Source organism: Asaia sp. As-1742, from assembly GCF_011753235.1.
GTDB classification, from domain to species: domain Bacteria; phylum Pseudomonadota; class Alphaproteobacteria; order Acetobacterales; family Acetobacteraceae; genus Asaia; species Asaia bogorensis_B.
Genome location: NZ_VWWA01000004.1, coordinates 11,625 through 35,783, shown reverse-complemented (window position 1 = coordinate 35,783; position 24,159 = coordinate 11,625). Strand labels below are relative to the sequence as shown.

26 protein-coding genes and 1 tRNA gene are annotated in these 24,159 nt (G+C 59.2%); 13 read left to right on the top strand and 14 right to left on the bottom strand.

The genetic code is table 11. From position 1 onward, the window contains the following. Nucleotides 1–59 precede the first annotated feature (59 nt). The gene (gene panC, locus F3J08_RS07445; RefSeq protein WP_166929083.1) at nt 60–905 is read right to left on the bottom strand and encodes a pantoate--beta-alanine ligase; all 846 of its coding nucleotides are present in this window, start codon (nt 903–905) and stop codon (nt 60–62) included. Then, nucleotides 902–1,720, bottom strand: coding sequence for a 3-methyl-2-oxobutanoate hydroxymethyltransferase (panB, locus tag F3J08_RS07440; RefSeq protein ID WP_166929081.1), 819 nt, complete (start codon nt 1,718–1,720; stop codon nt 902–904). Before panB ends, panC begins: the two co-directional genes overlap by 4 nt. 228 nt (nt 1,721–1,948) lie before the next feature. Between panB and F3J08_RS07435 the strand changes: the two genes are divergently transcribed. After that, nucleotides 1,949–3,046: a branched-chain amino acid aminotransferase gene (locus tag F3J08_RS07435; RefSeq protein WP_122048973.1), complete on the top strand. Its 1,098-nt coding sequence runs from the start codon at nt 1,949–1,951 to the stop codon at nt 3,044–3,046. Between the two features lie 125 nt (nt 3,047–3,171). Here the strand turns inward: F3J08_RS07435 and F3J08_RS16940 are convergent, their stop codons facing one another. Continuing rightward, complete coding sequence (locus tag F3J08_RS16940; RefSeq protein WP_205206826.1) at nt 3,172–3,483, bottom strand: hypothetical protein; 312 nt, start codon at nt 3,481–3,483, stop codon at nt 3,172–3,174. 119 nt (nt 3,484–3,602) lie between these two features. Between F3J08_RS16940 and folP the strand changes: the two genes are divergently transcribed. The 4 genes from folP to F3J08_RS07410 all read left to right on the top strand — a co-directional run bounded on the left by folP (nt 3,603) and on the right by F3J08_RS07410 (nt 7,272). Continuing rightward, nucleotides 3,603–4,499, top strand: coding sequence for a dihydropteroate synthase (gene folP / locus F3J08_RS07425; protein ID WP_166929079.1), 897 nt, complete (start codon nt 3,603–3,605; stop codon nt 4,497–4,499). Next, a complete protein-coding gene (gene folK / locus F3J08_RS07420; RefSeq protein ID WP_166929077.1) occupies nt 4,496–5,374 on the top strand; it encodes a 2-amino-4-hydroxy-6-hydroxymethyldihydropteridine diphosphokinase in 879 nt (292 codons plus the stop codon). The genes folP and folK overlap by 4 nt, the downstream gene beginning before the upstream one ends. After that, a complete protein-coding gene (gene folE, locus F3J08_RS07415) occupies nt 5,371–6,027 on the top strand; it encodes a GTP cyclohydrolase I FolE (RefSeq protein ID WP_122038643.1) in 657 nt (218 codons plus the stop codon). The genes folK and folE overlap by 4 nt, the downstream gene beginning before the upstream one ends. Before the next feature lie 66 nt (nt 6,028–6,093). Further along, entirely contained in the window at nt 6,094–7,272 is a 1,179-nt protein-coding gene (locus F3J08_RS07410; protein ID WP_166929075.1) for an SMP-30/gluconolactonase/LRE family protein, read from the top strand. A 73-nt stretch (nt 7,273–7,345) separates the two neighbouring features. Here F3J08_RS07410 and F3J08_RS07405 read toward each other — a convergent pair whose 3' ends face one another. Together F3J08_RS07405 and F3J08_RS07400 are read right to left on the bottom strand one after the other, a co-directional pair. Then, nucleotides 7,346–8,062, bottom strand: a complete 717-nt coding sequence (locus F3J08_RS07405) for an MgtC/SapB family protein (protein ID WP_166929074.1) — start codon at nt 8,060–8,062, stop codon at nt 7,346–7,348. Nucleotides 8,063–8,186: 124 nt separating this feature from the next. Further along, a complete protein-coding gene (locus F3J08_RS07400) occupies nt 8,187–8,966 on the bottom strand; it encodes an SDR family NAD(P)-dependent oxidoreductase (RefSeq protein WP_166929072.1) in 780 nt (259 codons plus the stop codon). A 98-nt stretch (nt 8,967–9,064) separates the two neighbouring features. On the opposite strand from F3J08_RS07400, the gene F3J08_RS07395 reads away from it, so the two are divergent. Together F3J08_RS07395 and F3J08_RS07390 are read left to right on the top strand one after the other, a co-directional pair. Then, nucleotides 9,065–9,661 (top strand): hypothetical protein, encoded by a 597-nt coding sequence (locus F3J08_RS07395; RefSeq protein ID WP_166929071.1) that lies wholly within the window; start codon nt 9,065–9,067, stop codon nt 9,659–9,661. 281 nt (nt 9,662–9,942) lie between these two features. Then, on the top strand, nt 9,943–12,228 hold the full coding sequence (locus tag F3J08_RS07390) for a Hint domain-containing protein (protein ID WP_166929070.1): 2,286 nt from the start codon (nt 9,943–9,945) through the stop codon (nt 12,226–12,228). A 22-nt stretch (nt 12,229–12,250) separates the two neighbouring features. Here the strand turns inward: F3J08_RS07390 and F3J08_RS07385 are convergent, their stop codons facing one another. After that, nucleotides 12,251–12,871 carry a 3'-5' exonuclease gene (locus F3J08_RS07385; RefSeq protein ID WP_166929069.1) on the bottom strand — a complete coding sequence of 207 codons (621 nt, stop codon included), beginning with the start codon at nt 12,869–12,871 and terminating at the stop codon, nt 12,251–12,253. 238 nt (nt 12,872–13,109) lie between these two features. On the opposite strand from F3J08_RS07385, the gene F3J08_RS07380 reads away from it, so the two are divergent. Then, complete coding sequence (locus F3J08_RS07380) at nt 13,110–13,304, top strand: hypothetical protein (protein ID WP_122038636.1); 195 nt, start codon at nt 13,110–13,112, stop codon at nt 13,302–13,304. 90 nt (nt 13,305–13,394) lie between these two features. Here F3J08_RS07380 and F3J08_RS07375 read toward each other — a convergent pair whose 3' ends face one another. The 4 genes from F3J08_RS07375 to F3J08_RS07360 form a co-directional block, all read right to left on the bottom strand. Next, the gene (locus F3J08_RS07375) at nt 13,395–13,943 is read right to left on the bottom strand and encodes a 6-carboxytetrahydropterin synthase (protein ID WP_166929068.1); all 549 of its coding nucleotides are present in this window, start codon (nt 13,941–13,943) and stop codon (nt 13,395–13,397) included. Further along, a complete protein-coding gene (gene queC, locus F3J08_RS07370) occupies nt 13,930–14,631 on the bottom strand; it encodes a 7-cyano-7-deazaguanine synthase QueC (protein WP_166929067.1) in 702 nt (233 codons plus the stop codon). Before queC ends, F3J08_RS07375 begins: the two co-directional genes overlap by 14 nt. After that, nucleotides 14,631–15,272, bottom strand: a complete 642-nt coding sequence (gene queE, locus F3J08_RS07365) for a 7-carboxy-7-deazaguanine synthase (RefSeq protein WP_166929066.1) — start codon at nt 15,270–15,272, stop codon at nt 14,631–14,633. Before queE ends, queC begins: the two co-directional genes overlap by 1 nt. Before the next feature lie 66 nt (nt 15,273–15,338). Further along, entirely contained in the window at nt 15,339–16,343 is a 1,005-nt protein-coding gene (locus tag F3J08_RS07360) for a retroviral-like aspartic protease family protein (protein WP_166929064.1), read from the bottom strand. 322 nt (nt 16,344–16,665) lie between these two features. Between F3J08_RS07360 and F3J08_RS07355 the strand changes: the two genes are divergently transcribed. Then, the gene (locus F3J08_RS07355) at nt 16,666–17,631 is read left to right on the top strand and encodes an MBL fold metallo-hydrolase (protein ID WP_240149211.1); all 966 of its coding nucleotides are present in this window, start codon (nt 16,666–16,668) and stop codon (nt 17,629–17,631) included. A 141-nt stretch (nt 17,632–17,772) separates the two neighbouring features. On the opposite strand, the gene F3J08_RS17375 is transcribed toward F3J08_RS07355, so the two are convergent. Beyond that, nucleotides 17,773–17,898 (bottom strand): hypothetical protein, encoded by a 126-nt coding sequence (locus F3J08_RS17375; RefSeq protein ID WP_255493458.1) that lies wholly within the window; start codon nt 17,896–17,898, stop codon nt 17,773–17,775. Between the two features lie 194 nt (nt 17,899–18,092). Between F3J08_RS17375 and F3J08_RS07350 the strand changes: the two genes are divergently transcribed. Together F3J08_RS07350 and F3J08_RS07345 are read left to right on the top strand one after the other, a co-directional pair. Next, complete coding sequence (locus F3J08_RS07350; protein WP_166929062.1) at nt 18,093–18,944, top strand: ABC transporter permease; 852 nt, start codon at nt 18,093–18,095, stop codon at nt 18,942–18,944. Between the two features lie 2 nt (nt 18,945–18,946). After that, nucleotides 18,947–19,711, top strand: coding sequence for an ABC transporter ATP-binding protein (locus tag F3J08_RS07345; RefSeq protein ID WP_166929060.1), 765 nt, complete (start codon nt 18,947–18,949; stop codon nt 19,709–19,711). A gap of 125 nt (nt 19,712–19,836) precedes the next feature. On the opposite strand, the gene F3J08_RS07340 is transcribed toward F3J08_RS07345, so the two are convergent. From F3J08_RS07340 to F3J08_RS07330, 3 genes are all read right to left on the bottom strand, one after another. Beyond that, nucleotides 19,837–19,913, bottom strand: a tRNA-Asp gene (locus F3J08_RS07340). Nucleotides 19,914–20,078: 165 nt separating this feature from the next. Further along, nucleotides 20,079–21,287: a phosphatidylinositol-specific phospholipase C1-like protein gene (locus F3J08_RS07335; RefSeq protein WP_166929058.1), complete on the bottom strand. Its 1,209-nt coding sequence runs from the start codon at nt 21,285–21,287 to the stop codon at nt 20,079–20,081. Between the two features lie 122 nt (nt 21,288–21,409). Next, a complete protein-coding gene (locus F3J08_RS07330; protein WP_240149210.1) occupies nt 21,410–22,672 on the bottom strand; it encodes a phosphatidylinositol-specific phospholipase C1-like protein in 1,263 nt (420 codons plus the stop codon). A 418-nt stretch (nt 22,673–23,090) separates the two neighbouring features. Here F3J08_RS07330 and F3J08_RS07325 point away from each other — a divergent pair, with 418 nt between their 5' ends. Together F3J08_RS07325 and F3J08_RS07320 are read left to right on the top strand one after the other, a co-directional pair. Then, the gene (locus tag F3J08_RS07325; RefSeq protein WP_166929056.1) at nt 23,091–23,711 is read left to right on the top strand and encodes a trans-aconitate 2-methyltransferase; all 621 of its coding nucleotides are present in this window, start codon (nt 23,091–23,093) and stop codon (nt 23,709–23,711) included. Further along, nucleotides 23,708–24,154: a lysozyme inhibitor LprI family protein gene (locus F3J08_RS07320; RefSeq protein WP_166929054.1), complete on the top strand. Its 447-nt coding sequence runs from the start codon at nt 23,708–23,710 to the stop codon at nt 24,152–24,154. Before F3J08_RS07325 ends, F3J08_RS07320 begins: the two co-directional genes overlap by 4 nt. Nucleotides 24,155–24,159: the final 5 nt, after the last annotated feature.

Sequence of the window (24,159 nt, the reverse complement as noted above, 5' to 3'; positions counted from 1 at the left end):
GCCCGACATTCGGGTCGCGCCTCAATATGCGGGTATCATGGCACGGCCCCGCCGCAGAACTAAATAACGATATTGTCAATAAGGCGCACAGAATCGAGAGCAGCGGCTACCAGTAATCGGAGCGATCCCCGGTCATATTTTGTTGCGAATACATCGCTGATGGAAGTCAGGCTCTCGGCCTCGCAGCAGGCGAGATAATCAACCGGCTGAAAACCGGACCGGGCAAGCCTCGCTTTGGCCTGAGCCAGCGCCTCGGTGACAGGGGTGCCTGCTCTCAGTTGCGCGGCAGTTTCCTGCAACGTGGCATGCAGTTCGGGCGCGATGGTACGCGCTTGCGGGGAGAGCCGACGGTTGCGCGAGGACATTGCCAGACCATCGGCTTCACGCAGGGTCGGGCACGCTACAATGTCGATCGGTATATTCAGATCCTGAACGAAGCGGCGGATGATCTGAAGCTGCTGCCAGTCCTTTTCACCGAAGAACGCGATATCCGCCTGCGTAATGCCGAAGAGCTTGGTCACCACGGTCGCCATGCCATCGAAATGGCCCGGCCTGTGGGCGCCCTCCAGCGTTGCCGTCATGGTCATGACCTGCACACGGCTGTTGAACCCCGCCGGATACATGGTGTCGACCGAGGGGATGAAAATTGCATCTGCATCGCCCAGAAGGGCGATATCGGCCTCTTCCGTACGGGGATAGGTCGCGAGATCCGTCGGGTTGTTGAATTGCGTCGGGTTGACGAAAATCGAGACGATGACCCGCGCGGCCTGCTTGCGCGCCTGTTTAACGAGGCTCAGATGGCCTTCGTGCAAGGCGCCCATCGTGGGAACGAGCCCTGTCGTCTCTCCACCCTCTTTCCAGCGCCGGACGGTCTGGCGCAGTGTCGCGATATCGCGAATGATCATGAGCGCTCTCCAAAGCTGTGCTCGGGCCCCGGAAAGGCGCGCGCCCGAACGTCCTGCGCATAGGCGGCGAGAGCCTGTTCGGCCTGCTCGGCAAGATGGGCATAACGCTTGACGAATTTCGGTTTGAAATCGGCAAAAAGCCCGAGCATGTCGTCAATGACGAGTATCTGGCCATCACATTCAGGCCCGGCACCAATACCGATCGTCGGGATCGTCAGAGCCTGCGTGATGGATTCACCGAGCATGCGGGGCAGTTTTTCGAGCACGACGGCAAAAGCGCCTGCCTCCTGCACAGCCTGGGCATCGTCCATGACGCGCTGTGCATCCTCATCGCGGCCCTGAACCTTGTAGCCGCCCAGAGCATGCACGGCCTGTGGGGTAAGTCCCACATGGCCCATGACCGGAATGCCGCGTGCCACCAGAAAGGCAATCGTCTCCTTCATATGCACGCCGCCTTCGAGCTTGACCGCGCTCGCGCCGGTCTGGGCCAGCAGGCGCGACGCGTTGCGAAAGGCCTGGGCCGTACTTTCCTCATAGGAGCCAAAGGGCATGTCCACCACGCACAGGGCACGTGTGATGCCGCGCATGACGGCCTGCCCGTGCAGGATCATCATTTCCATGGTGACACCCAGCGTGGAGGGCAGGCCATGCAGGACCATACCAACGCTGTCGCCTACCAGAACGATATCGCAGGCCGCATCGGCAAGGCGGGCCACCGGTGTCGTATAGGCGGTAAGGCACACAAGGGGTGCGCCACCTTTTTGCGCTTTCACGGCCTGGGGGGTGAGGGTCCGGATGGGGGTCGATGCGCTCATGATACGCCCTTCTGCTCATCAGCCTCTGTCACAGGCCTGTCTATGGTCCGTTTGCCTGATCTGCTTAGTGAATTTCCGCCAGCATGGCCCTGCACCTTGCCGGATGGCAGGAAAGGCTCACGAAAGCGTCAGACAAGGGGCTGTTCTTCTCTCTCCCTATCAAAGGGTGTCAAGATGCAGCGAACGGGATAGAGTGCGCTGACTGTTGACACGAAAATGGATCAGACCATGGTTTCCGAGAGCGCAGCCCTGCATTTCACCATCGAGCCCACCAGCAATCCGACTCCTGCGGATCACCGTGCGGATCTAATTGCCAATCCCGCTTTCGGACGTGTCTTCACCGACCATATGGCCATTGTGAAATACACCGAGGGCCGCGGCTGGCACGATGCGCGCATCACCGCGCGCAAGCCGCTCACCCTCGATCCGGCGGCTTCGGTCCTGCATTATGCGCAGGAGATTTTCGAGGGCATGAAGGCCTACCGCACCGAAGGGGGGGGTATTGCGACGTTCCGTCCCGAAGAGAATGCCAGGCGCTTCCGGGCTTCGGCAGAGCGTATGGCCATGGCCGACCTGCCGCAGGAAATTTTCATGCAGGCCGTCGATGAGCTCGTGAAGATCGATCAGGACTGGGTGCCGACCGGTGAGGGCAAAAGCCTCTATCTGCGACCGTTCATGATCGCGACGGAAGTGTTCCTTGGCGTCAAGCCTGCATCCGAATATCTGTTCATTGTCATTGCCTGTCCTGTGGGCGCCTATTTCGGTTCCGGCTGCGTGTCCGTGTGGGTGTCGGAAGACTACACGCGTGCCGCACCGGGTGGCACGGGGGCTGCCAAATGTGGTGGCAATTACGCAGCAAGCCTTGTGGCCCAGCGCGATTCCAAAACGCATGGCTGCGATCAGGTGTTGTTCCTCGATAGCCGCGAGCAGCGTTTCGTCGAGGAGATGGGGGGCATGAATGTCATGTTCCTGCGCGATGACAACACGCTGGTCACGCCTCCGCTGACGGGCACCATCCTGCCAGGCATCACGCGCGATGCCATCCTGCAGCTTGCGAAGGATCGCGGTCTGAAAATCGAGCAGACCCCGCTTGAGATCGACGAGATTTTCGCCGGTGCCGCTTCTGGCCGCTACAAGGAGGCCTTTGCCTGCGGAACGGCTGCCGTTATCAGCCCGATCGGCGCCCTGCGTCGCACGGGTGGCGAGGCTGTCTTTGGCGACGGCAAGACGCCGGGTGAGGTCTCGCTTGCGATCAAGAAAGCCCTGACCGACATTCAGGCCGGCAAGACCAATGATGCGCATGGCTGGATCCACGCCATCACCTGAACCATTTTTCAGGGTTGCCAGGGGTCCTGTCATGGTAGGACCCATCAGTGGCGTATTTTATGCGGTCAGGGCCGGTCGGGATGATACCAGATCGGCCCTGTCTCGTTCTGACCTGCGTTACGTGATCAGTAGTTCTCGTCCATGGCCTCCGGGGGCGGGGCATGACGCTCGGGTTCGACGGTGCGGCTCATGGCAGCAACTTCCTCGTCCTTCGAGGCGGGCTGTGGGCTGAAGCCGGGGTGCTCGCTGCGTCGTTCAAGCAGGACGCTCTCGAGCGCTGATGGATCGGCGGCTTCTGCCTGGCGGAAAAGCTGCTCCGCTTTTTCCTGTTCGCCTTCCTCCTCGGCGCGCAGGGCGGCCTCTGCAAGGGCGCGGGCGCTATGATGCTTGTTGTCTTCCCCATCGAACACGGGGGTGTCGAACTGGTCGTTGGCCATGATGCGTCTCCTTCTTGCAGGATAGAACAGCGGGCGAAGGGGCCGGTTCGTTTTTCTGGACCTGTCCGCTCCCATACTCTAAGAGCGTGGTTCCCTCAGTCCCGACATGAATGGATGTTATGGAAGCGGTCGGCTCCGCGGTTCACAAGGCCCAGTGGCAGGACAGGCGCGATGCGCTCAGAGCCGCGATATGGGGTGCGCATGAGGCGCATGAACCGCTGATCATGGGTATCGTCAATGCGACGCCTGATTCGTTCTCCGATGGTGGGCTGCATGACGCCCCGGACCTTGCCATCGACCATGCGCGTCAGCTGATTGCCGAAGGGGCGGCCCTGATCGATATCGGGGGTGAGTCCACACGGCCCGGCGCGGCTTTTGTCCCCGCATCTGAAGAGATCATGCGCACGCACCCTGTTATACTGGCGCTGCGCGACCAACCCTGTTTCCTGTCCATCGACACTTACAAGGCCAGTGTGGCGCGTGAAGCAGTACGCGCCGGGGCGGTCATGATCAACGACGTATGGGGCATGCAGCGCGACCCCGCCATGGCGTCGGTGATGGCCGAAACCGGGGCAGTGGCCGTGCTGATGCATAATCGCGAGACCATCGACCCCGGACTGGACCTGCGTGACGAATTCCGGCGCTGTTTCGATGCAATCCTGACGCAGGCGCTGCATGCCGGCATCAGGCGCGAGCATATTGTGCTCGACCCCGGTGTCGGGTTTGGCAAGACAGACCCGCAAAATCTCGAAAGTATCCGGCTGATCGGTTTCCTGCGTGAGACATATGGCGTGCCGGTGCTGCTGGGCCTGTCGCGCAAATCGCTGTTCGGTCGCCTGCTTGGCCGCGATGTGAATGAGCGTCTGTCGGGTACCCTGGCCGCCAATCTTGGCGGTCTGGCACAGGGCGCGGCCATTTTGCGTGTTCATGATGTGGCCCCGCATGTCGATGCGGTGCGTATTGCTGCAATGCTGGGCACCTTCCGCCCGCAACCCGAGAGGTCCCCCCTGTCATGACCCAGTCGGTCATTCGCCTTGACGGCATACAGGTCTTTGCCCGGCACGGCGTACTGCCTGAAGAAACACGGCTCGGGCAGAAATTCCTGATCGATCTGGTTGTCACGGCCGATACCGCCCAGGCGACGGCCAACGACGATTATCGTCATGCAGTCTGTTATGCAGCGCTGTGCGACCATGTGGTGGCGATTGCCGCTGGTGAGCCGGTGCAGCTGATCGAGACGCTGGCCGACCGCATCGCGCAGGATCTGCTGGCGCATTTCCCCACCATTGCGCGCCTGACCGTGCGGGTGAGCAAGCCGGGTGCCCCCATCGCCCATACGTTCGGCATGGTGAGTGTCGAGACAACCAGAGAGCGAACCCTGCCGGTCGGATTTTCGCTTGGGTGCAATATGGGGGATCGGCAGAGTGCGCTCGCGCTTGCGGTTACATGGCTTGGCCTCACGCCGGGTCTTGAAATCACTGCGGTGTCAGGCCTCTATCGTACAGCGCCATGGGGTGGGGTTGAGCAGCCCGATTTCTATAATCTCTGCGTCACGGGTCGCAGCAGTCTCGATGCGATGGCGCTTTTGCGCGTCTGCAAGGATATCGAGACCCGTCTCGGGCGGGTGCCTTCGGTACGCTGGGGGCAGCGCGCGATGGATGTCGATCTGCTTTATCTGGGGACACAGGAAATCAGCAATCCCGTTCTGACCCTGCCGCATCCCGGTATCGCGCAGCGGGCTTTTGTGCTCGTTCCCCTTGCAGAAATCGCATCGGAACAGAAAATCAGTGGACTTTCGGTTTCGGACATGTTGGACAGGCTCCCCCGCGAGGCTGATGACGTTGTCCCCTGCGCGGAAGACCCGTCTTGCATTGCCGAGGACCAGAAATGACCAAACCGACTGCCGATCTCGTGGCGCTGGATGCCGCCCGCCACAAGGGGCAGGGTGGCGAGCGCCCCATCGCACCGATTGCCAGGCCGGATGATGCCGAGACACGCATCGCCGGTGCCGTGCGTGAAATTCTTGAGGCTCTCGGTGAGGATCCTGACCGGGAAGGGCTGTTCGAGACGCCGGGTCGTGTCGCGCGCATGTATCTGGACGTGCTGGGTGGCTTGCATGAGGACCCGCGCGACCATCTGCACAAGCAGTTTCTGGCGGACCAGCATGAAGGGGCGGTTATCGTGCGCGATATCGGCTTTCATTCGATGTGCGAGCACCATCTCCTGCCGTTTTTCGGCAAGGCTCATGTGGCCTATCTGCCTGAGGGCGGGCGCCTGACCGGGCTGAGCAAGATTGCGCGCACGGTCAATGTTCTGGCCCGTCGCCCCCAGTTGCAGGAGCGCCTGACGGACCAGATTGCCGCGTCCATCATCGAGGTTCTCGAACCCAAGGCTGTCATGGTGCTGGTTGAGGCCGAGCACATGTGCATGGCCATGCGCGGCATACGCAATGTCGGCAGTCGTACGGTTACGACGGTTGTGCGTGGCACCTGGCAGCGTGATGCGGCGTTACGTGCCGAGATCATGTCCTTGCTCAAGGGCTGAACGTCACGCTGCTGTGGTTTGACGCGAGAGCCCTGATCGCCTTGATGACGGACAGGAAGAGGGAATATGAAAACACGTCTGACCCTGTGTACCCTTGCGCTGTCTCTCGCAGCCACACTTGTAGCGCCCCCCTCATACGGGGCTGACGACGCCTCCATGCCGGATATGACCGGCATGGGCGATGCGCCTGCCGACAGTATCGACGCCGGCTACAAGCCCAGCGGCAATGTGACGGTCATCGGCCGGTTTCAGGATGCCCAGCCCTCCGGCATCGCCATCCTGTCCGATCATCGCATGGTGCTGGGCTTTCCCCGCAGCCTGCACGATCATGATGGCCCCCGTCTTGCCCTTTACAGTCATGGCCAGCTCACGCCTTTCCCAGACGCTGAAAGCCAGGGACGGTTTGTGTCGCCGCTGGGCATGACCGTCGATGCCAGCGGGCAGCTCTGGGTGCTGGATGAGGGTATTCTCGCAGAGAAGGGCACTGTGCCGGGGGCTGCGCGTCTGTTTCATATCGACCCGGTGGCAGGCCGGATTGTGGAAGAGATTGCGCTCACGGCGCCGGCATTGCGTTCTGACAGCCATCCCAACGATGTTCGCATCGATCTGACGCATGGCGATCGGGGGACGGCGTTCATTACCGATTCTTCCCTGACCGTGCATCCTGCGCTGATCGTGGTCGACATCGCCACCGGCCATCAGCGTCGCCTTCTGGCTGATACAGAGCCGGTCATGCCCCGTCATGGTTTCATGGCCGTGCTCGATGGCAAGGCCTCGCGGTACAACCCGGACAAGCCGACAATGGCGCAGGCAGGCGCCAACGGGATCGGGCTGAGTGCCGATCAGCAGACGCTTTTCTGGCAGCCTCTGACCAGCCGTGAACTCTATTCGGCCCCGACAGCCGTTCTGGCAGACCCACGGGCGACCGAAACCGAAATCGAGTTCAGCGTGAAGGATGAGGGCGAGGCAGGCATGGGTGATGGCATGGCCACCGCCCCCGATGGACGCCTTTTCCTGACCGATATCGAGCGTCACGGTATCCTGCAAAGGGCGCCGGATGGCACGATTTCTGTTGTTGCCCATGACCCGAGACTGATCGCCCCTGATGGTCTGGCCTATCAGGGCAACGCGCTCTATGCGACGATCGGCCAATGGTCGCGTCAGCCTGCTTTCCATAATGGGGTAAACCAGGAGCAGCGCCCCTGGCTTGTGGTCAAGATTTCCCTGCCATCACCGGCACCCTGAGAACGTTACGGACTGGACCGCCTACAGGCGTGTGAATTTGCCTGTTCTGGCGTTTTTATCTTTTCGTGGTCGCTCAGTTATCGGTGTTGAGCGACCACGACGCGGCTGTGACACGGCTGTCAGTCATCAGACTCGTGACAAGCTGTTCCAGCGCAGCGGGGCCGTTTGACGACACCATGAGGGAAATGGCGATGGCAGTCTGGTCGTCTTTCTCGTCGCTGAGCGCCAGTTTGCCGATCGTATAATCGGCCTCCTCCAGACGTTCCTTGATCAGGGCCGTCATCGTCTGGATGTCGAGCGCGCAGGTGACGATGCGCAGGGCGTAGCCCGTCTCCATGGTCTTGGCTTGCAGGGGAATACGATCGATCGCTCTCACGATCGGTCTCAGAAGGGTATTGCCTGCGATGATAAAGAAGGTAAGCAGGAACCCTTCTGCCAGCATATCGCTGCCCACGCACGCGCCTACCGCTGCCGAACACCAGAGCGTGGCGGCCGTGTTCATGCCGCGTACATTCGCCCCTTCCTTGATGATCGCGCCGGCCCCCAGAAAGCCGATGCCTGACACGACATAGGCAATAACCCGCAGGGATTCGACATCGCCGGCAATACGCTGCGCCAGATCGACGAAAGCCGCGCCCCCAAGCGCCACCAGCGCATTGGTGCGCACACCGGCTGTTCGCTGTCGGTATTGCCGCTCGGCACCGATCAGGGTGCCGAACACGAAGGCGCTGAGCAGGCTGATGCTCGAATCAGTGAAGGAATGAAGGTCGAACGTTTCGATAAAGCGCATCGGGCGCTCCAGTCTTGATCATGGGCTGGTCCGGCCTGTCTAGAACATGGCGCCAGGCAAGGGGAATATCTGTGAACCTGCTTTGTGCAGCTGGCCGATATCTGGTCTAGACGTTCTGAGGCTTTCAGCCTGGCTGGGCGGCAGAACCAGCAAGCAGACCGCCATCAATCGAGAATTCCGACCCCGTTATGTAGCCTGATTCATCGGAAGCCAGCATGACACAGAGTGAGGCTACTTCATCGACCGTTCCAAAGCGCCTGAGTGGCGTATCGGCAACCAGCGCTGCCATACGCGTTTCGCGGTCAGGACCATCTCCCAGCATGGCATCCCATATCGGGGTCAGAATGGCAGCCGGGTGTACGGAGTTGCAGCGTATCGCCCAGCCTCTCTGCGCGGCATAGAGTGCGACCGTTTTGCTGTGGTTGCGTATGGCGGCCTTGGATGAGGCATAGGCCGCTGCGGCGGGTATCCCGACGAGCCCGGAGCGCGATGAAATGTTGATGATGGAGCCCGTGCCCCTGCCGCCCATCTGGCGCAGGGCGTAGCGACACCCCAGAAAGGTACCATCCAGATTGGTGGCATGGACGGCGTGCCAGTCGGCAAGGGTGGCATGTTCGGGGTCATGCGCGACCGTGCCCTGCTCGAAGCCGGTAATTCCCGCATTATTCACAACGATATCGGGTTCAGGACAAAGGGTTTCGAGTGCAAGCCAGTCAGCCTCGCGCCGTACATCAAGCGGTATGAAACGACATGAAAGCGCCTCGGCAGATTGCTCGCCGTTTTCGCGGTCGATATCGGTCATGATCACCGTGCAGCCTTCGTCACGAAAATGCCGGGCGATGGCCAGCCCGATGCCGCGGGCCGCCCCGGTGATAACGGCGGTTTTGTTTTCGAGACGGCGCATGGTTTTCTCCTGCTCTCCGGATCTATGTTCCGGTTGTTTCCCGGCTGGATCATACAGGCTCCCGTCAGAACGGGCGTAAACAAACAGGAGTGGGGTAGATGACAGGGCTGCGAACGCATCGGTCGCGCGGGAATACGGATAATTTCATCCTGGGACATGCGTATTTTCGGGAAGAGCATGCCCGTGTCATCAAAGCTGATGCAAAATCCTGTCTGGATGCTGCCGAGGCCTTTGAGATCGATCAGGACTGGCTGATCAGGCTTTGCCTCGCCCTGCGCGATCTGCCCGGCAGGATGGTCAAGGGGCGGGAGTCTCATCGTTTCAGCAAGAAGAGCTTCGTCTTTCTCGGTCGGGAAGGGGACAGGTTCCTGCGTTACGGGCTCAGCGGGCAATTCTGGCGTGCGGATTACGGCCTCTCCCGAAGCGGGATGTGTACGCCAGAGGCATGGCAGGCGGCGTATGGCCAGACCCGCCTCCTGCTGGAGTTCGAGGCGCGCTCCCATGACCGAGGCACGACATATCTTGTGACACGGACCCTCATTTCATGTCCGGAAGATGCAGAGCGGCGGAGAATGGCGCTCTACTGGGCTCTGATACGGCCTGTCAGTGGCTTGATCAGGCGCCGTATCCTGCGGGCGATCGCAGGTCAGGCGGGTGGCATGATGAGAGGTCACCATTCTGGAAGTAAAGTATAAAACGAATTTCTATAATAATGACATAACAAGTATTGTCATAAATACTATTTGTGTATTTAATATGCGCCAGCATACTTGGATGAAGTATATTTAACCTATTATTATATTTGCCAATTAATTCACTTAATGAACAATACAGTTCAGTCTTGCGCGCACGAAAACGCTTGTCACGTTGCGATACAATCATATATCACGGCGCCGTTACCGTTAAATATCGGGATATATGCCCATATCCTGAGATATTCAGATTAATCGCAGTTAAAAATCGTTAAGGAGCGCTCTTGTCCATTCGCCGCACTACGAGTGGTGCCACCGTTGCCAATGGGGCTACCAATTATGTCACTGGTGGACAGGTAACCTCTGGTGATCTCGTCTACGGTTGTAATGGGGGCACAAACAATCCGGCGGTCGACCTCGCATCTGGCGGGACGATAACGGGCGCTACCGTCCATTCGGGAGGAGTCGTTGCCGCAGCCGCCAATGGTACGACTTACGGTGGTACAGCCTATGAGAGCGGCTCTTTCGCGGCGCTCAATCAGGGTGTGGTCATCAGTGCTACCATCACCTCCCGTGCAGGTCTCGCTGTAGGTAATCTCTCTGGCTACAACGGCGCGCAAGCCAGCGCCATTGCGCCTCATTTGCTGAATGGCGGTCAGGCGATCGTCGGAGGTGGGTTCACCATCAAGGGCCAGACCTTTGCCGGGTCCGGGGTCATATCCGGCGGCACGTTCGATGTCGGTTCGACCGAGCAACTGGCCAGCGGCGGGACGGATATCGGCGGTACTTTTGGCGGGACGCAGGTTGTCTCGTCGGGCGCTCTGGCGATGAATGGTATCTTCAGCGCGGGTGTGCAGCTGGTGCAGGGCGGTCTGGCGTCCAGTTCCGTGGTTTCAGCCGGTGGGACGGTCGTTGCAGGTAGCGGGGGTACAATCAACGGGCTGACCATTGGGAGCGGTGGCACGGGGCTGACGCTGTCAGGGGGCCTCGTGGTCAATCAGTCGGTTGCAGCAAATGGTGTGGCTATCGTCTCATCCGGCGGTGTTGTCAGCGGTGCGACGATCGCTTCTGGCGCGTCAGAAACCGTCCTTTCCGGTGGGGTTGTCAGCGGTGCCACCATTCTCTCGGGAGGTGCACAAAGCGTATCTTCGGGTGCCACGGTGCTGAAGGCGGTTATCTCTGCCGGCGGTTCCATGATTGTCGCTTCCGGGGCAACCATTGCCGGTCTGGTGGTGGCTGGTGCGACCTCCAGCACGGGGGCAGTGGGATTGCTGACAGTCTCACCGGGTGCGGTCCTGACAAATCTGTCGGTTGGCTGGCGGGGACGTATCGACATCGAAGGCCTGTCTTACAAGCCGGGCGGCAAGATCACCCTCAGTAACGGCATTCTGACTGTGACCCATGCGGATGGGTCGAGCTGGTCCACTGCACTTGCAGGCTCCTACAAGGCGGGCGATTTTCATCTGGAAGCCGATAGCGATGGCAGCACCGAACTTGTCTATGACAAGTGCTTCCTGGCTGGCACCATGATCCGCACGCCTGAGGGCGAGCGGGCAGTAGAGACCTTGCGCGTTGGTGATCTGGTCTCGGTGAATGGTGCGGGCGGGTCCGGTATTCATCGGATCGAATGGGTCGGTTCAGCTGAAATCGTGGTTGACCCCGCACGTTCTGATGATGTGGCGGGATACCCTGTCCGCATTCGGGCCGGGGCTTTGGGCAATGGCGTTCCTGATCGTGACCTCTTCATCACCCCTGAGCATTGCGTTTATATCGATGGGGCTCTGGTACCAGCGCGCATGCTGGTCAATGGTCACAGCATTGCCTATGACCGTACGCGGACCCGCTTCAGGATCTATCATTTTCGTACCGAGACCCACGCGGTCGTCTGGTCGAACAATATGCTGACAGAAACGCTCCTTGATCATGGCGAGACGATGGGTCTCACGCCTTATGAGCCGCAGGAATCTGCCGTTTCGGCACAGATGCCCTCTGCGCGGAGAGAAGTCCTGAGCGACGTATTGCCGAGCATCCCCGCTATCGCAGGGGGCGAGCGGGCGGCCCCTCTGCGTGTCGAGCGCAGCTTCGTTGAGCCCCTGCACCGTTCGCTGGCCGATCGTGCAGACGGCGCGTCATCCAGAGCGCCGGCAGAAGGAAGCGCGCCACGTCATGAAGATGCCGATCTGCATCTTGTCAGTGACGATGGCGAGATCATCAGACCGGTCAGACGAATCGAGGACATGGTGATCTTCCAGATCCCGTCCGAGCTGGAAGAGGTTCGGATACGTTCACGCGCAGCCCGTCCTGACATGGCCGAGGGGCCGTTTGTGGATGACAGGCGTCATCTCGGCGTGCTGGTTGGCGATGTTCATCTTTGGGATAGCTGCGGTATGACCCGGATCGACACCCATCTCAGCGATGCTGCCCTTGAAGGGTGGAACGGGCTCGAAGCGGCCCCGATGCGTTGGACCGGAGGTAATGCGCGGTTGCCTCTGGGGATGCGCCGGGCTGGCGCGCCGGGTGTTCTGGGCCTGACCATCAAGGCAACAGCACGATATGGCGCGGCTGCCTGATGCACTGGATCACGATGGGGCGTCAGGTAAAAAGCTGCTCCTGACGCTGCATGTCACGCCCTGCACGCAAGGCCACACCACGGCGGATGTGACGCGCCTGTGTAAGCCGCAGCAGCGCCTCGGGGTCGGCCAAGGCGAGCTGACGTTGCAGGATATGGGCGGTGACGTAGGCATCGGGTCCCGCCCTGTGAGCGGGTGAGGCACTTGCACGATCCAGATCAAGCTTGAGCCAGTAGCGCAGAATCTGGTTCGTATGGCGCGGGGCGTCGGGCCAGAGTTTCTGACCGATACGCAGCGTACAGAGCCAAGGCAGACCTTGCGTCATCGTATCGGTCAGAAAATGCCGCTCGAAAGCGATATGATGCGCGCAAAGCATGTCAGGCACTGGATCGCGCCGCACCAGAGCACTCAGGGTTTCTGGCGTGGCCGTGGGCAGTTCATCGGAAAAATCCTCGTCCATCAAATGGTGAACGGCCTGTGTCTCGGGTGTCAACGGCGCTTTCGGTTTGAAAAGCTGCGTATGGACCGGCTCGATCAGCCACACATCACCGTGCAGAACGAGATCGACCGAACCAAATTCGATGACTTCGGAGGCGATGGGGTGAGCCCCGGATGTTTCAAGATCAATAACGCGCAGTCTCATGGCTCTGTTCAGACCTGTTTTTCTGGACCAGGAAGGGTTTCGGGCGGATTGTTTCTTGAAACATCACATTGAGGACCAGAAATTAAATTTCGGGATTCATGTGCGCAGTAAAACTGCCCTGTAAATCGTGCGTTGAGCACATACAGGAATAAATCAGCGATCGCGCGCCCCATTCTTTCACGGTGATGCCGGATTGATGACACGTTCCCCTGTTGTCGTGCCAATAAAGGAGATGGTCATGAGCAAGAATGTCATCCTGCCTCAGACTGAATTGCCTCCCATCAGCGAGGCGGTCAAACTGGGCACGACCAAGCCGTGTGATATCAAGTCCAATGATCACGGCGCTTTTCGCGTTCACGTGCAGCTACTCGGTAGTGAATGGTCCCAGACGCATCGCGAAACGCGGTCTGTGAGTGAGGCGCGGGCGAAGTAAGCAAGGAATGTCTCGTTCGGCATTCCTGAGGTTGTCAGTCCGTACAGATCGCGCGCTGCAGGCTGCATACCTCTGTTGTCACCCAGCCAGCTATAAGATGGGACATAAGTCAGATATGGATCTATCCGCCCGGTTCCACCACCGGGCCTCAGGTGGTTCTTCCGTTACCGGTAGATAGGCCTCAGGCCCACCCGTGAGGCAAACAGTGTTTGTCGGTGTTTCTTCGAGTGACAAACTGGTGCAGCACAGAACATCACCATCAGCCCGAAGGAAGGCTTGCAGCTTTGCGTATAGCAGAGCGGCCATCATCTCCGTCGTTGGGTCTCCCGGTGTCACCACGAGCCGGTCCGCACGCGCGGGTTCGTTGGCCAGAAACCAGCCTAAAAGCGGATCAGATGAGGAAATCTGAAAAGCGTGATCCAGTCGCGTATCCACAAAATCATGCCAACGCCGTTTGGCATCGGCGAACGGGACAACCATATTCCGTGCGCCGTCCAATCGCGCAGGTGACCGAGCCTGCAAAGTGACGGTCACGAATTCATTGTGACCATGGGGGATCGCACAGCGCTCCGAACTGCCAGCGATCAGCCGGTGGCCCATGCTGAAACGCCGTGTGAAACTCAACTCAAGCGCTGACATAACTGGCCCATCCCTTGGCACGGAGCTCACAGGCAGGGCAGGTGCCACAGCCATAGCCCCAGTCATGCAGATGGGCGCGGTCGCCCATATAGCAGCTATGGCTCTCACGATTAATGAGCGCCACCAGGCCGTCACCCCCGATACGCTCGGCCAGACGCCAGGTTTCCGCCTTGTCGAGCCACATCAGGGGCGTATGCAGCACAAAGCGTGTTTCCATACCCAGATTGAGCGCGACCTGAAGGGCCTTGATGGTATCGTCACGGCAATCAGGATAACCGGAGTAGTCGGTTTCGCACACGCCTGTCACGATATGGCGGGCGTTGCGCCGGACGCCAAGTGTTGCGGCAAAACTCAGGAAGAGCAGATTGCGCCCCGGCACGAAGGTCGAGGGCAGGCCATTCTCGTTCATCTCGATCGCCGCTTCGCGCGTCAGGGCTGTTTCCGAAATCTGCCCCAGCACCGATAGATCGAGCGTATGGTCCGGTCCGAGACGCTCACGCCATTGCGGGTTCTGGCGCATCATGGCATCGCGCAAGGTATCGCGGCATTCCAGCTCGATCGCATGACGCTGGCCATAGGCGAAACCGAGAGTCTCGACATGGGGAAAGCGGTCGAGCGCCCAGGCGAGACAGGTCGCCGAATCCTGCCCACCTGAAAAAAGGACGATGGCCGTATCATCAGAGAGCATCAGGGAATCCCGATCAGCTTGTGGGTTTGCAGGGACAGGCGCCAGCGTGGGTGCTTCAGGCAGTAGGCGACGGCCTTGGCGGTATTGGCGATGCGATCCGGCCCGTCCATGGGCTGCAGCCAGAAATGCTCGAAATCCCAGCCCTCAAACAGTTCGGGGGGCAGACTTTCCTGCGGAAAAACCAGTTTGAGTTCCTGACCGGTCTGCTGCGTGACAACGCTGGACGGCTTGGGACTCACGCAGATCCAGTCGATCCCCTCCGGGGCGTTGATCGTGCCATTGCTCTCGATAGCGATCTCAAAGTCCGCTGCCTTGACAGCAGCGATCAGGGTGGGATCGATCTGCAGGAGCGGTTCGCCGCCTGTGAACACGACATAGCGACCCGCCTGATCGCCAGCCTCGCTGTGCCAGCATCGCACAAGCGCCTCAGCCAGAGCGTCGGCTGTTGCGAAACGCCCGCCGCCTTCGCCATCCGTTCCGATGAAATCGGTATCACAGAACTGACAGGCCGCCTTGTGACGATCTTCCTCGCGACCCGACCAGAGATTGCATCCGGTAAAGCGGCAGAACACGGAGGCGCGCCCGGTATGGGCCCCTTCTCCCTGAAGTGTCGCAAACATTTCCTTCACAGCGTATGGCATGCTCCGCATGTCGGCGAGGCGGGCTGTATATGCAAGTGAAAAAACAACGAATAAGGGGCGGCCGGGTTATTTCGTCACCGGTGTAACGCCAGCGACCGGGGTGATGGGAATGGGCGGCGCATCTTTCATTTCCGAGACGTGCTGCACATACATCACATCCTTCGTGGTCAGCCAGATGCGGGTCTGATGCAGGAATCGCGCACCGAACAGGGCATGGTCGATATTATCCGCATCATCAATGGTCACCCACGCATTGCTGATACGGAAATCTCCCATATCCAGATGGTCGAATTGCTGGTGATAGCTTGTAACCGTGTCCTCTCCAACGGCCATGCTATCCGTGCTTGACGGGTCTTTCTTGAGGTCGCGACGGGTGATGCCAAGTTTCTCATGGGCCAGTGAATAGGGCAGCAGAACGTGGGAGGAGCCTGTATCGAAAATTGCCGGGATCGGCTTGCTGCCATCGATGGTGAATGTCAGGCGAACCTTGTTATCGTCCCAGTCCCGTTCAATCGGTATCTTGTGAACCGTTCCCTGCCAGTAGGGGGTGATATAGGGGCACCGGCGCATGTCGAGCATATACATCGCATGATGCGGCATATCGATCACCAGATCGGACGCCATCAGCAGCTCTGCGCCGAGCAGGCCGACAATGGGGGGCAACCCTTTGGGCGTTCTGGGCGCCATCGACTCTGTGAGGACAAACGCATGGTCGGTCGTGGCTCCGGAGCCCAGATCAAGCCTGTCGATGCGAACAACGGCGCTGCTTTCGATGCCATGCACACCTCTTACCTGAGCTGTCGCGCCTGTGTAGTTCAGGCTGAGCATGCTGGCATTTTTCTTGAAAATGACAGAGTTGAAAGCGCCGGTATCGACCATGAACAATACGGGCTTGCCATCGATCCTGGCCTCAACCACCGGGATCGACGCCAGACTACGCAGCCTCAGGCGGCCCAATGTCCGGATCTCGCAATGACCGGGCTGAAGCGGTGGCTGGTCATCGCACCCTGCCAGTACAAGAAGGCCCATCATCAGGGGCAGGCAGCGCAAGAATGAGTTTTTGCGGGACATCTGGATGCTCTTAACCGGGGCTGTTCCTCCAAGTGTTACATGTGTTGCGAATGCTTGCCAGTCATGACGCGTCTTATGACTGCCGATCAGACGGTGTCACTGACTCACTGCGGGTCAGGACCCGGTCGTTTCCACGCTGGTCTGCACAGCGTGCGAATCCCGCCGGGCGGGTGCAGGCAACAGGTATTGCTGACAAATATCTTTCATCATTCGGGGAGAAGCTGGCATGGGGTTCAGTCTTCATGATGCCGGAGGCCCGATGATTTCTTACCGATTGCCCGCATGTCTGTTGCCTGCGCTACCTTCAGGCTTGATCAGGCTATTGCTGCTGCTAGCCCTGACGGTACCGGTTGCCACCGTTCAGGCGCATGAGTTTGACGTGACTGTACTGGGGGCGGCTGGCGGCCTCGAGGATGGCAATCTGAGCGCTTACCTGGTCCGCGAAGCGGGAACGTCGTCCGGCGTGCTTCTGGACGCAGGCACAGTCCTCAACGGCATCGAAAAAGCCGATGCGGCTCATGCCTTCGATGGCATTGATCTGGGCCCGGACGCATCAGCCTCGCGCAGCGGGATGATCCTCCATCGTATGATCAAGGGCTATCTGCTGAGCCATGCCCATCTCGATCATGTGGCAGGTCTGGTGGCCATCTCGCCTGAGGATCCGGGCAAGCCTGTCTATGCCCTTCCGTCGGTTCTGTCGGTACTTCAGGATGACCTGTTCAATCACCGTGTCTGGCCCAATCTGGGTGACAGGGGCGTGAAACCGGCGTTCGGGCTGCTTCACTATCATGACCTCACGCCGGGTCAGACGGTGCCGCTCTCAGGAACACCATTGAGTGTTACGGCTTATCCGCTCAGTCATGGCGGGGTAGAATCCACCGCATTTCTTCTCCATTCAGGTCAGGATGCCCTGCTTTATCTCGGGGATACCGGCCCGGATGCCATCGAACCGGGTGGCCATCTGGCGGCGCTCTGGCACGAGGTGGCCCCACTGATAAGGGCTGGCCATTTACGCGGGATCATCATCGAATGTTCGTATGACAACCGACGGACAGACAAGCAGCTTTTCGGCCATCTGACGCCTCGATGGCTGCTGTCAGAACTCGCGACACTTCAGGCCCTCGCAGGCGTGCCCATGACGGGTTTTCCTGTTCTGGTTTCGCACATCAAGCCCTTGCTTGAAGCCGGACCGACGGCGCAAACGCGTATCCGCAATGATCTGGATCAGGGTAACCAGCTGGGTGTGCATTTTATTCTGGCCAGTCAGGGCATGACGCAGCGTTTCTGACGTGCATTCAGGCCATGTCTGAGGCCGCGGTGCAGTCTCCTGTTAATGGTTGAAGCGTAGGAGGGGGGGGGGGACTGCACCGGCAAGTGATTCTTTTGCAGCTTTATGAGAGAGGCGCAGGAATGCGGGTCGATGCCGGGTTTAATCGTCCTGCTCTTTGAACAGGCCTGAGCGATAGATCCGCCGCACCAGAAAGGCGGCCAGTAGGGGGCCAATCGCGTATGTCGCAAAGACAAAACCGATCATGAAGTAATCGCCGGCATTCATTCCTGTTTGCTTGTCCTGAGCAATGAATATCGATCATAGACGGATCTTCGGTGATGAATCCATCTCCTGACGGCAAGCGATAAGCCGGGCACCAGTTTTTGTTCTGAGCGACATGCGACGCCTCTTTCCTGCTCTTGGAGGAAGGGCGCGGAGCAGGTAGAGATTTTCTCCTGATCCAGCGAAGAGCAAGAAGCATGAAGACAATCAAGGCAGAGTCAGGTCGGAAAGAGCCTATTCTCGATCTGTTTCCCCTGAGTGCCGCAGGGCGTTTCAGGGCAGCCCTGGCAGATATGCGCGCCGGTTTGCGTCTTCTGCCTCTCGCGATGACGCTCGGCTGGCTCGATATCAAGATGCGATATCGGGGCTCAATGCTGGGGCCCTTCTGGCTGACCATCACGACAGCGGTGATGGTAGCGGCACTCGGCTTTCTCTATGCCGAACTTTTCAACATGGTGATCAGGGACTACCTGCCGTTTCTTGCTCTCTCACTGGTCTTGTGGGGTTATATCTCGACGTTGATCGGAGAAAGTACGACCGTATTTTCCCAGGAAAGTCGCATGATCCAGGCAGCCCGCATGCCTTTTACAGTCTTTGCCTTGCAGGCCATCACGCGCAACATTCTGGTTCTCCTTCACAATGCTGTCGTTGTTTTGGTCGTATTTCTCATCTTTCGTGTCGCGCCCCTGCATATATGGCTGGTCTTGCCCGCTCTGGCGCTCTGGCTGGTAGACAGCTTTGCTCTCATGCTCTGTCTGGGGCTGCTGGGTGCGAGGTTTCGCGATATCCCGCCTATCGTGCAATCGCTGCTTCAGGTGTTCTTTTTCATTACCCCCATCATCTGGCGTCCGGAGTTGGTGGGAACGTTGCAGCACTGGATATTGCTCGATCCGTTTTATTCGCTGATTGCCATCATGCGCACGCCGCTTCTGGGTGAGCCAACCCCACTTGCCCTGTGGGAGGTTGCTCTGGCGCATAGCGCCGTGCTGGTCGGGTTTGCAGTCTTTGTCTTTACACGTTTCCGCGCACGCATCGCGTACTGGGTTTGATCATGACCAGAGTTCTTGTGGATCGCCTGTCACTCAGCTTTCCCGTCTATCATGCTGATAATCGCACCCTTAAACGCTCGATGGCGCGGGCCGTGTCCAGCCGGACAACCAACCGTGCTGGAAGCGCCCTGATCGAGGATAGTCGCCACCGCGTAACGGTAGATGTGCTTCGGGATATCAGCTTCACCCTGCAAAGCGGTGAGCGGCTTGGTCTGATCGGCGGCAATGGTGCCGGCAAGACGACCCTGCTGCGGGCGCTGGCTGGTATCTATGAGCCTGTCGCAGGACGGGTGCGCATCCGTGGTACGATTGGCACGCTTCTCGATACCCAGCTTGGTATGAACATGGAGCTGACAGGCATGGAGAACGTGCGCCTGCGCTGCCTCTCTCATGGCATGAGCCGCGCCGGGACGAAATCCGTGCTGGAGAATGTTGCCGAATTTGCCGAGCTGGGCGACTTCATCGCGCTGCCGGTCAAGACCTACAGCAGCGGCATGCTGGTACGTCTGGCTTTTGGTCTCGCGACAGCTATCACGCCCGATGTTCTGCTAATGGATGAATGGTTCATGGCGGGTGACATCACCTTCATGGAAAAGGCAAAGCTCCGGCTGGAAGCGCTCGTGCAGGATGCGGATGTGCTCATCATGTCATCGCATCAGCCCGAGGTCATGCGTAAATGGTGCACACGTCTGATCTGGCTTGAGGAAGGGCGTATCCGCCTCGATGGTCCGTCCAGCGCGGTGCTGGATGCCTATCTCGCGACATGAGACAAGGTCGCGTGGTACCTGGGGCAGAGGCAAGGCGCCTCGGCCCGGCATGATCGGTCGATCAAGAGGTGATACGCACGCGATGGCAGCGTAAGGCACCATTTTCTCATATTTTTATGGGAAAGTGGCGCGAGTGACGGGGCTCGAACCCGCGACCTCCGGCGTGACAGGCCGGCGCTCTAACCAACTGAGCTACACCCGCATGGAGCGTTACCGCTCCGGCGACCGCGTCGGAGGAGACTTGTGGCGACCTCGTCTTCGGTGAAGGGGGAACTACCAGTCCTCATTGTGTTTGGCAACAGGGGGGAAGAAAGAATTTTGCATTTTCTTCCACTTGCCCCTGTTTTCCTGTGTTCCGGGACAACGCTCAGAGTTTGGGTGTAGTGGGTTCCAGCGCCGAATCGCGGCAGGCAGCGGGGGCATTGACCGGGTTGCAACGCATCATGGCCCCACCCGGGAATGACACGCTGTAACCGTTCCAGCGGGCAGGGGCATAAAGCGGATAATCCGTGCTGATCAGCTGTGCACCATCCTCAAACGCGGTCTGACGACGGGCGAGATCGTTGTGACGCGCTTCCAGCGTGTCGCCATCGGCACGTGTCCTGATGAGATAGCCCTGTCGGACCAGATCGGGGACGATCTTTGCCGCTTTGGCATTATCTACCGCCTCGAATTCACCGATCTTCTTGCCGACAAAGCCTTCGTTGATCTCAGTAAAGGCACATGTTGGCTCGCCGGGCCTGCCATTGGGAAAGATCAGCCGTCCCTTGAGCGCTGGGTGCCCTACCAGATAGCGCTCGGTGTCATGAGGGCGCTCGAACACGAAGACAATCTTGCCCCGGGCTTTGGCGAGGCTGGGCCAGCCCTTGGTGCGTATGGCCGTGTTCAGATCCGGGGCGTCGCCACGCACATCATCCGGCGCCAGAATACGGTCGCGTCCGAAGACTTCGAGTAGTTCGGCGTCCAGCCGGTCATAGGTGGATGGGGTGAAAATCTCAGGCTGCGTGAAAGGGACTTTTCCCGGTGGCGCGGATTGCTTCGTCTCCAGATCGATGAAAATCGGCAAATGCCCCGGATGGGCGTCTGACCAGGTGCGGATGATGCCAAGGCAGGCCTTGAGCGGCTGGCAGGTCGAACGCTGGTCGATATCGACGATATGCATGACCTTGAAGTCATTGCCTTGCATGATGGCGGGATCGACAGGATCGGCCTCCGGGGTGAGGCCTGCCTTGCGCAGCCAGTCGGGCCCCTTGGGATGGGCATAACGACCACCCTTCATGTCCGCATAGAGGTCGAGCTCGATTTGCCTGATACCGTGATCGAGCTGCACGGCAAGCGGCGCGTGCTGATAGTCGAGCGTGATTGCGGCGTCAGGTGCGACTTTTGAAAGCCACTGCATGGTGACGGGCGACATGGCGGCACGGTAGGAATTATGGGTGCCAATCACTTGAATTTCGTTGAGGTGAACTGCCTCGTCGGGCGATGCCGGCACGGCGCCTGGCGCATTCTGCGCATGACCGGACGATGAGAGTACCGTGAGCGCGGAAGCGGCGAGAAAAAGAGAGAAGCGTTTCATGAACATGTCTCGGATCATTTGGCCTGGACATGAAGAAATGGAGCAAGACGCGGAAATATCGGCATGACATTCCCGCCGTCATCAAAGATTAACAGACCAGCGTGACGCCGGCGTCGGGTGCCTTACGGCTCAAGAGCCGAAGAGCGGCAGGAGGCTGGCGCATTGACCGGATTGCATCGGGCCACCAGACCCTGCCCGAACCCGACCGAGTAGTTGTGCCAGGGCGCTGGCTCGAAGGTGGGATAATCGGTACTGATCAGCTGTGCGCCGGATGAAAAAGCCACGTCACGACGCTCAAGCGCATTCTGACGCGCCTCGATCGTGTTGGCATCGGCCCGGGTACGCACGAGATAGCCCTGTTTCACGAGGGCAGGGATGGTCGTTGCCGCTGCCTTGTTGTCCACCGCATCGCTGCCATTGCCCTTGGCCCCGATGAATCCCTCATTCACTTCGGTAAAGCCGCAATCCGGATCGCCGGGATGCGCATTGGTGAACACGATACGATTGCGCAGGGCCGGGTGATCCTTGACGTAGCGCGCCGTGTCATGCGGGCGATCGAACAGGAACACGATCTTGCCCCGTGCCTGTGACAGCGCAGGCCAGCCATGCTTTCTGACCCCTTCATCGAGTGTCGGGGCATCGCCACGCACGTCATCGGGGGTGATGATGCGGTCGCGACCGAAAACTGCCACCAGTTCGGCGTCGAGCCGGTCATACGTGGCCGGTGTGAAAACTTCAGGAGGCGTGAAGGGCAGTTTGCCTCCGCCGAAGGGGATATCCTGCTTGGTTTCCAGATCGATGAAGACCGGGACATGATTGGGGTGGGCGTCCGACCATGCCTTGATCTGTTCAAGACAGGCTCGGAAAGGCTGGCAGCTCGATCTCTGGTCGATGTCGACAATATGCATCACCTTGAAATCCGTGCCTTGCATGGCCTGTGCCGGGGTCGGATCGGCATCGGGTGTCAGCCCCGCCTTTCGCTCCCATTCGCCACCTTTGGGATGGGCATAACGACCGCCTTGCGTATCGGCATAGATGTCGATCTCAAGTTGGCGGACACCGTGATCGAGCTGTGCTGTCAGGGTGTCGTGATGATAATCAAGTGCAACCGCGGCCTGCGGGGAGAGGCTGGTCAGCCATTGCAGTGTCACCGGCGAGATGTCGCGCCGATATGAATTATGGGTGCCGATCACCTGGATCTGGTTGACATGCACGGCGTCGTCCACGGTGTGCGAGACTGCGTGCGTTTTCAATGGGGCAAGATCTTGGGCCCATGATGCCGGGGCAGAGGCAAATCCCACGGTGGTAAGCGCCGAGACAAGCCCTGAGACAAGCATCGTGTGGCTGATTGTGGGAAATGAATGAAGCAGGTGGCGAAAGCGCATCGACAGATCCTGAAAAGGCAGGGAATGACGCGGCGCATCAAAGAGCATTGCAGAAGGAGCGACTACTCAAAACGGGGAAGTCATCAAGAATTCATCGAACAGAATTCAATTCGACATATAGTGTTGGTCTCGGGTTGATGTGTGACTGGTTGAGAATTCAGATCAGGCAGGCAGTGGACTGTACTACCTCGGACCGACACGCACGGGAGAGACCTGCAAAGGCCCGTACGCAGGCAAGGTTGTTCAGAACGCATCACGCATTCCTTGGCGGTTGTTCTGGCACGAGTTGGGGTCGTCATCGCGTTGGATGGGACGGTTTTTGTACGGTCTGTATATGCCCACCCGGGCTGGAGGCCGGTATTTTATAGAGCCGCTCGGCAGGATAGAGAACCGGGGGCAGTATAAAGGGCAAGAGAACATGGAGTGTCGTCAGAAACACTGGGACAGGGTCTATACGGACAAACCCTCGACAGGCTGTAGCTGGTACGAGCCCTGTCCAACCCTGTCGCTTGACCTGATTATGAAAGCGGCCCCCGGGAAGGGGCCGGTAATCGATATCGGGGGCGGGGCCTCATTCTTGCCCGACAGGCTTCTTGAAGCTGGATTTGCCGAGGTCACGAGCCTCGATCTTTCTGCTGTCGCCCTGTCTGGTGTTGCCAGACGCCTCGCGCCTTTCGGCACACGGCATCATGTGATTGTCGCCGATGTCACGGCATGGTCGCCAGACAGGCACTACATGGTCTGGCACGACCGCGCGGCGTTTCATTTCCTGACAGAAGCCGCCGATCAGGCACGCTACGTTACCGCCTTGCGATCAGCTCTCGTGCCCGGTGGCATTGCTGTCATAGGCGGTTTTTCCCCGGATGGGCCCCTTCGCTGTTCCGGCCTGCCTGTCATGCGTCATGACAGCGCATCGTTGTGTGCTTTGCTGGGGAATGATTTTACCCTGCTCCGAACGGTCGATCACTTACATGAAACGCCGAACGGCACGATTCAGGCGTTTCAGTTCAATGTTTTCTCAAGAAAGCATGAACGGTGAAGAAGATAGCGCTTCAGTTCACCGTCGCTGTGCTTTGCGGCATTTCGCCTTGCGCCCATGCCCAGAGGATGAATGAGGACAAGCCGCTCATGGCAGCCTGTAGGAGCCAGGATGGGCAAATGGGACAGGCTGGAACCTATGACTGTTTTGAAAAGGTCCGACGACAGGAGGACGCTGCGCTCAACAGGGATTATCAACGAATTATTGCCCTGTTTCAGCGTAGTGATCAGCCGCGATTAAATGATCGTGACGCGCTGAGGCAGGCTGAGCGCGCGTGGCTGGTTTACCGGGACCAGCTTTGCCATGCCGAATATGGGCTTTATGACGGTGGAACAGCGGGCCCCCTCGAGCATGTCGCCTGTCTGGCCGCACTGACACGCCGGCATCACGAGGATCTGTTGGCGGGCTATGGCTGGCTTTTGACCAAGTTTGAAGTGCCGTGATCTGA

Bases quoted from the DNA above. Each gene is read 5' to 3' on its own strand.
- F3J08_RS07385 (WP_166929069.1), bottom strand. From the start codon at position 12,871: ATGAGACTGCGCGTTATTGATCTTGAAACATCCGGGGCTCACCCCATC.
- F3J08_RS07350 (WP_166929062.1), top strand. From the start codon at position 18,093: ATGAAGACAATCAAGGCAGAGTCAGGTCGGAAAGAGCCTATTCTCGAT.
- F3J08_RS07335 (WP_166929058.1), bottom strand. From the start codon at position 21,287: ATGAAACGCTTCTCTCTTTTTCTCGCCGCTTCCGCGCTCACGGTACTC.
- F3J08_RS17375 (WP_255493458.1), bottom strand. From the start codon at position 17,898: ATGAATGCCGGCGATTACTTCATGATCGGTTTTGTCTTTGCGACATAC.
- F3J08_RS07325 (WP_166929056.1), top strand. From the start codon at position 23,091: ATGGAGTGTCGTCAGAAACACTGGGACAGGGTCTATACGGACAAACCC.
- F3J08_RS07400 (WP_166929072.1), bottom strand. From the start codon at position 8,966: ATGCGCCGTCTCGAAAACAAAACCGCCGTTATCACCGGGGCGGCCCGC.
- F3J08_RS07405 (WP_166929074.1), bottom strand. From the start codon at position 8,062: ATGCGCTTTATCGAAACGTTCGACCTTCATTCCTTCACTGATTCGAGC.
- F3J08_RS16940 (WP_205206826.1), bottom strand. From the start codon at position 3,483: ATGGCCAACGACCAGTTCGACACCCCCGTGTTCGATGGGGAAGACAAC.
- F3J08_RS07380 (WP_122038636.1), top strand. From the start codon at position 13,110: ATGAGCAAGAATGTCATCCTGCCTCAGACTGAATTGCCTCCCATCAGC.
- queC (WP_166929067.1), bottom strand. From the start codon at position 14,631: ATGCTCTCTGATGATACGGCCATCGTCCTTTTTTCAGGTGGGCAGGAT.
- folE (WP_122038643.1), top strand. From the start codon at position 5,371: ATGACCAAACCGACTGCCGATCTCGTGGCGCTGGATGCCGCCCGCCAC.
- F3J08_RS07360 (WP_166929064.1), bottom strand. From the start codon at position 16,343: ATGTCCCGCAAAAACTCATTCTTGCGCTGCCTGCCCCTGATGATGGGC.
- F3J08_RS07345 (WP_166929060.1), top strand. From the start codon at position 18,947: ATGACCAGAGTTCTTGTGGATCGCCTGTCACTCAGCTTTCCCGTCTAT.
- folP (WP_166929079.1), top strand. From the start codon at position 3,603: ATGGAAGCGGTCGGCTCCGCGGTTCACAAGGCCCAGTGGCAGGACAGG.
- F3J08_RS07330 (WP_240149210.1), bottom strand. From the start codon at position 22,672: ATGCGCTTTCGCCACCTGCTTCATTCATTTCCCACAATCAGCCACACG.
- folK (WP_166929077.1), top strand. From the start codon at position 4,496: ATGACCCAGTCGGTCATTCGCCTTGACGGCATACAGGTCTTTGCCCGG.
- queE (WP_166929066.1), bottom strand. From the start codon at position 15,272: ATGCCATACGCTGTGAAGGAAATGTTTGCGACACTTCAGGGAGAAGGG.
- panC (WP_166929083.1), bottom strand. From the start codon at position 905: ATGATCATTCGCGATATCGCGACACTGCGCCAGACCGTCCGGCGCTGG.
- panB (WP_166929081.1), bottom strand. From the start codon at position 1,720: ATGAGCGCATCGACCCCCATCCGGACCCTCACCCCCCAGGCCGTGAAA.
- F3J08_RS07375 (WP_166929068.1), bottom strand. From the start codon at position 13,943: ATGTCAGCGCTTGAGTTGAGTTTCACACGGCGTTTCAGCATGGGCCAC.
- F3J08_RS07410 (WP_166929075.1), top strand. From the start codon at position 6,094: ATGAAAACACGTCTGACCCTGTGTACCCTTGCGCTGTCTCTCGCAGCC.
- F3J08_RS07435 (WP_122048973.1), top strand. From the start codon at position 1,949: ATGGTTTCCGAGAGCGCAGCCCTGCATTTCACCATCGAGCCCACCAGC.
- F3J08_RS07395 (WP_166929071.1), top strand. From the start codon at position 9,065: ATGACAGGGCTGCGAACGCATCGGTCGCGCGGGAATACGGATAATTTC.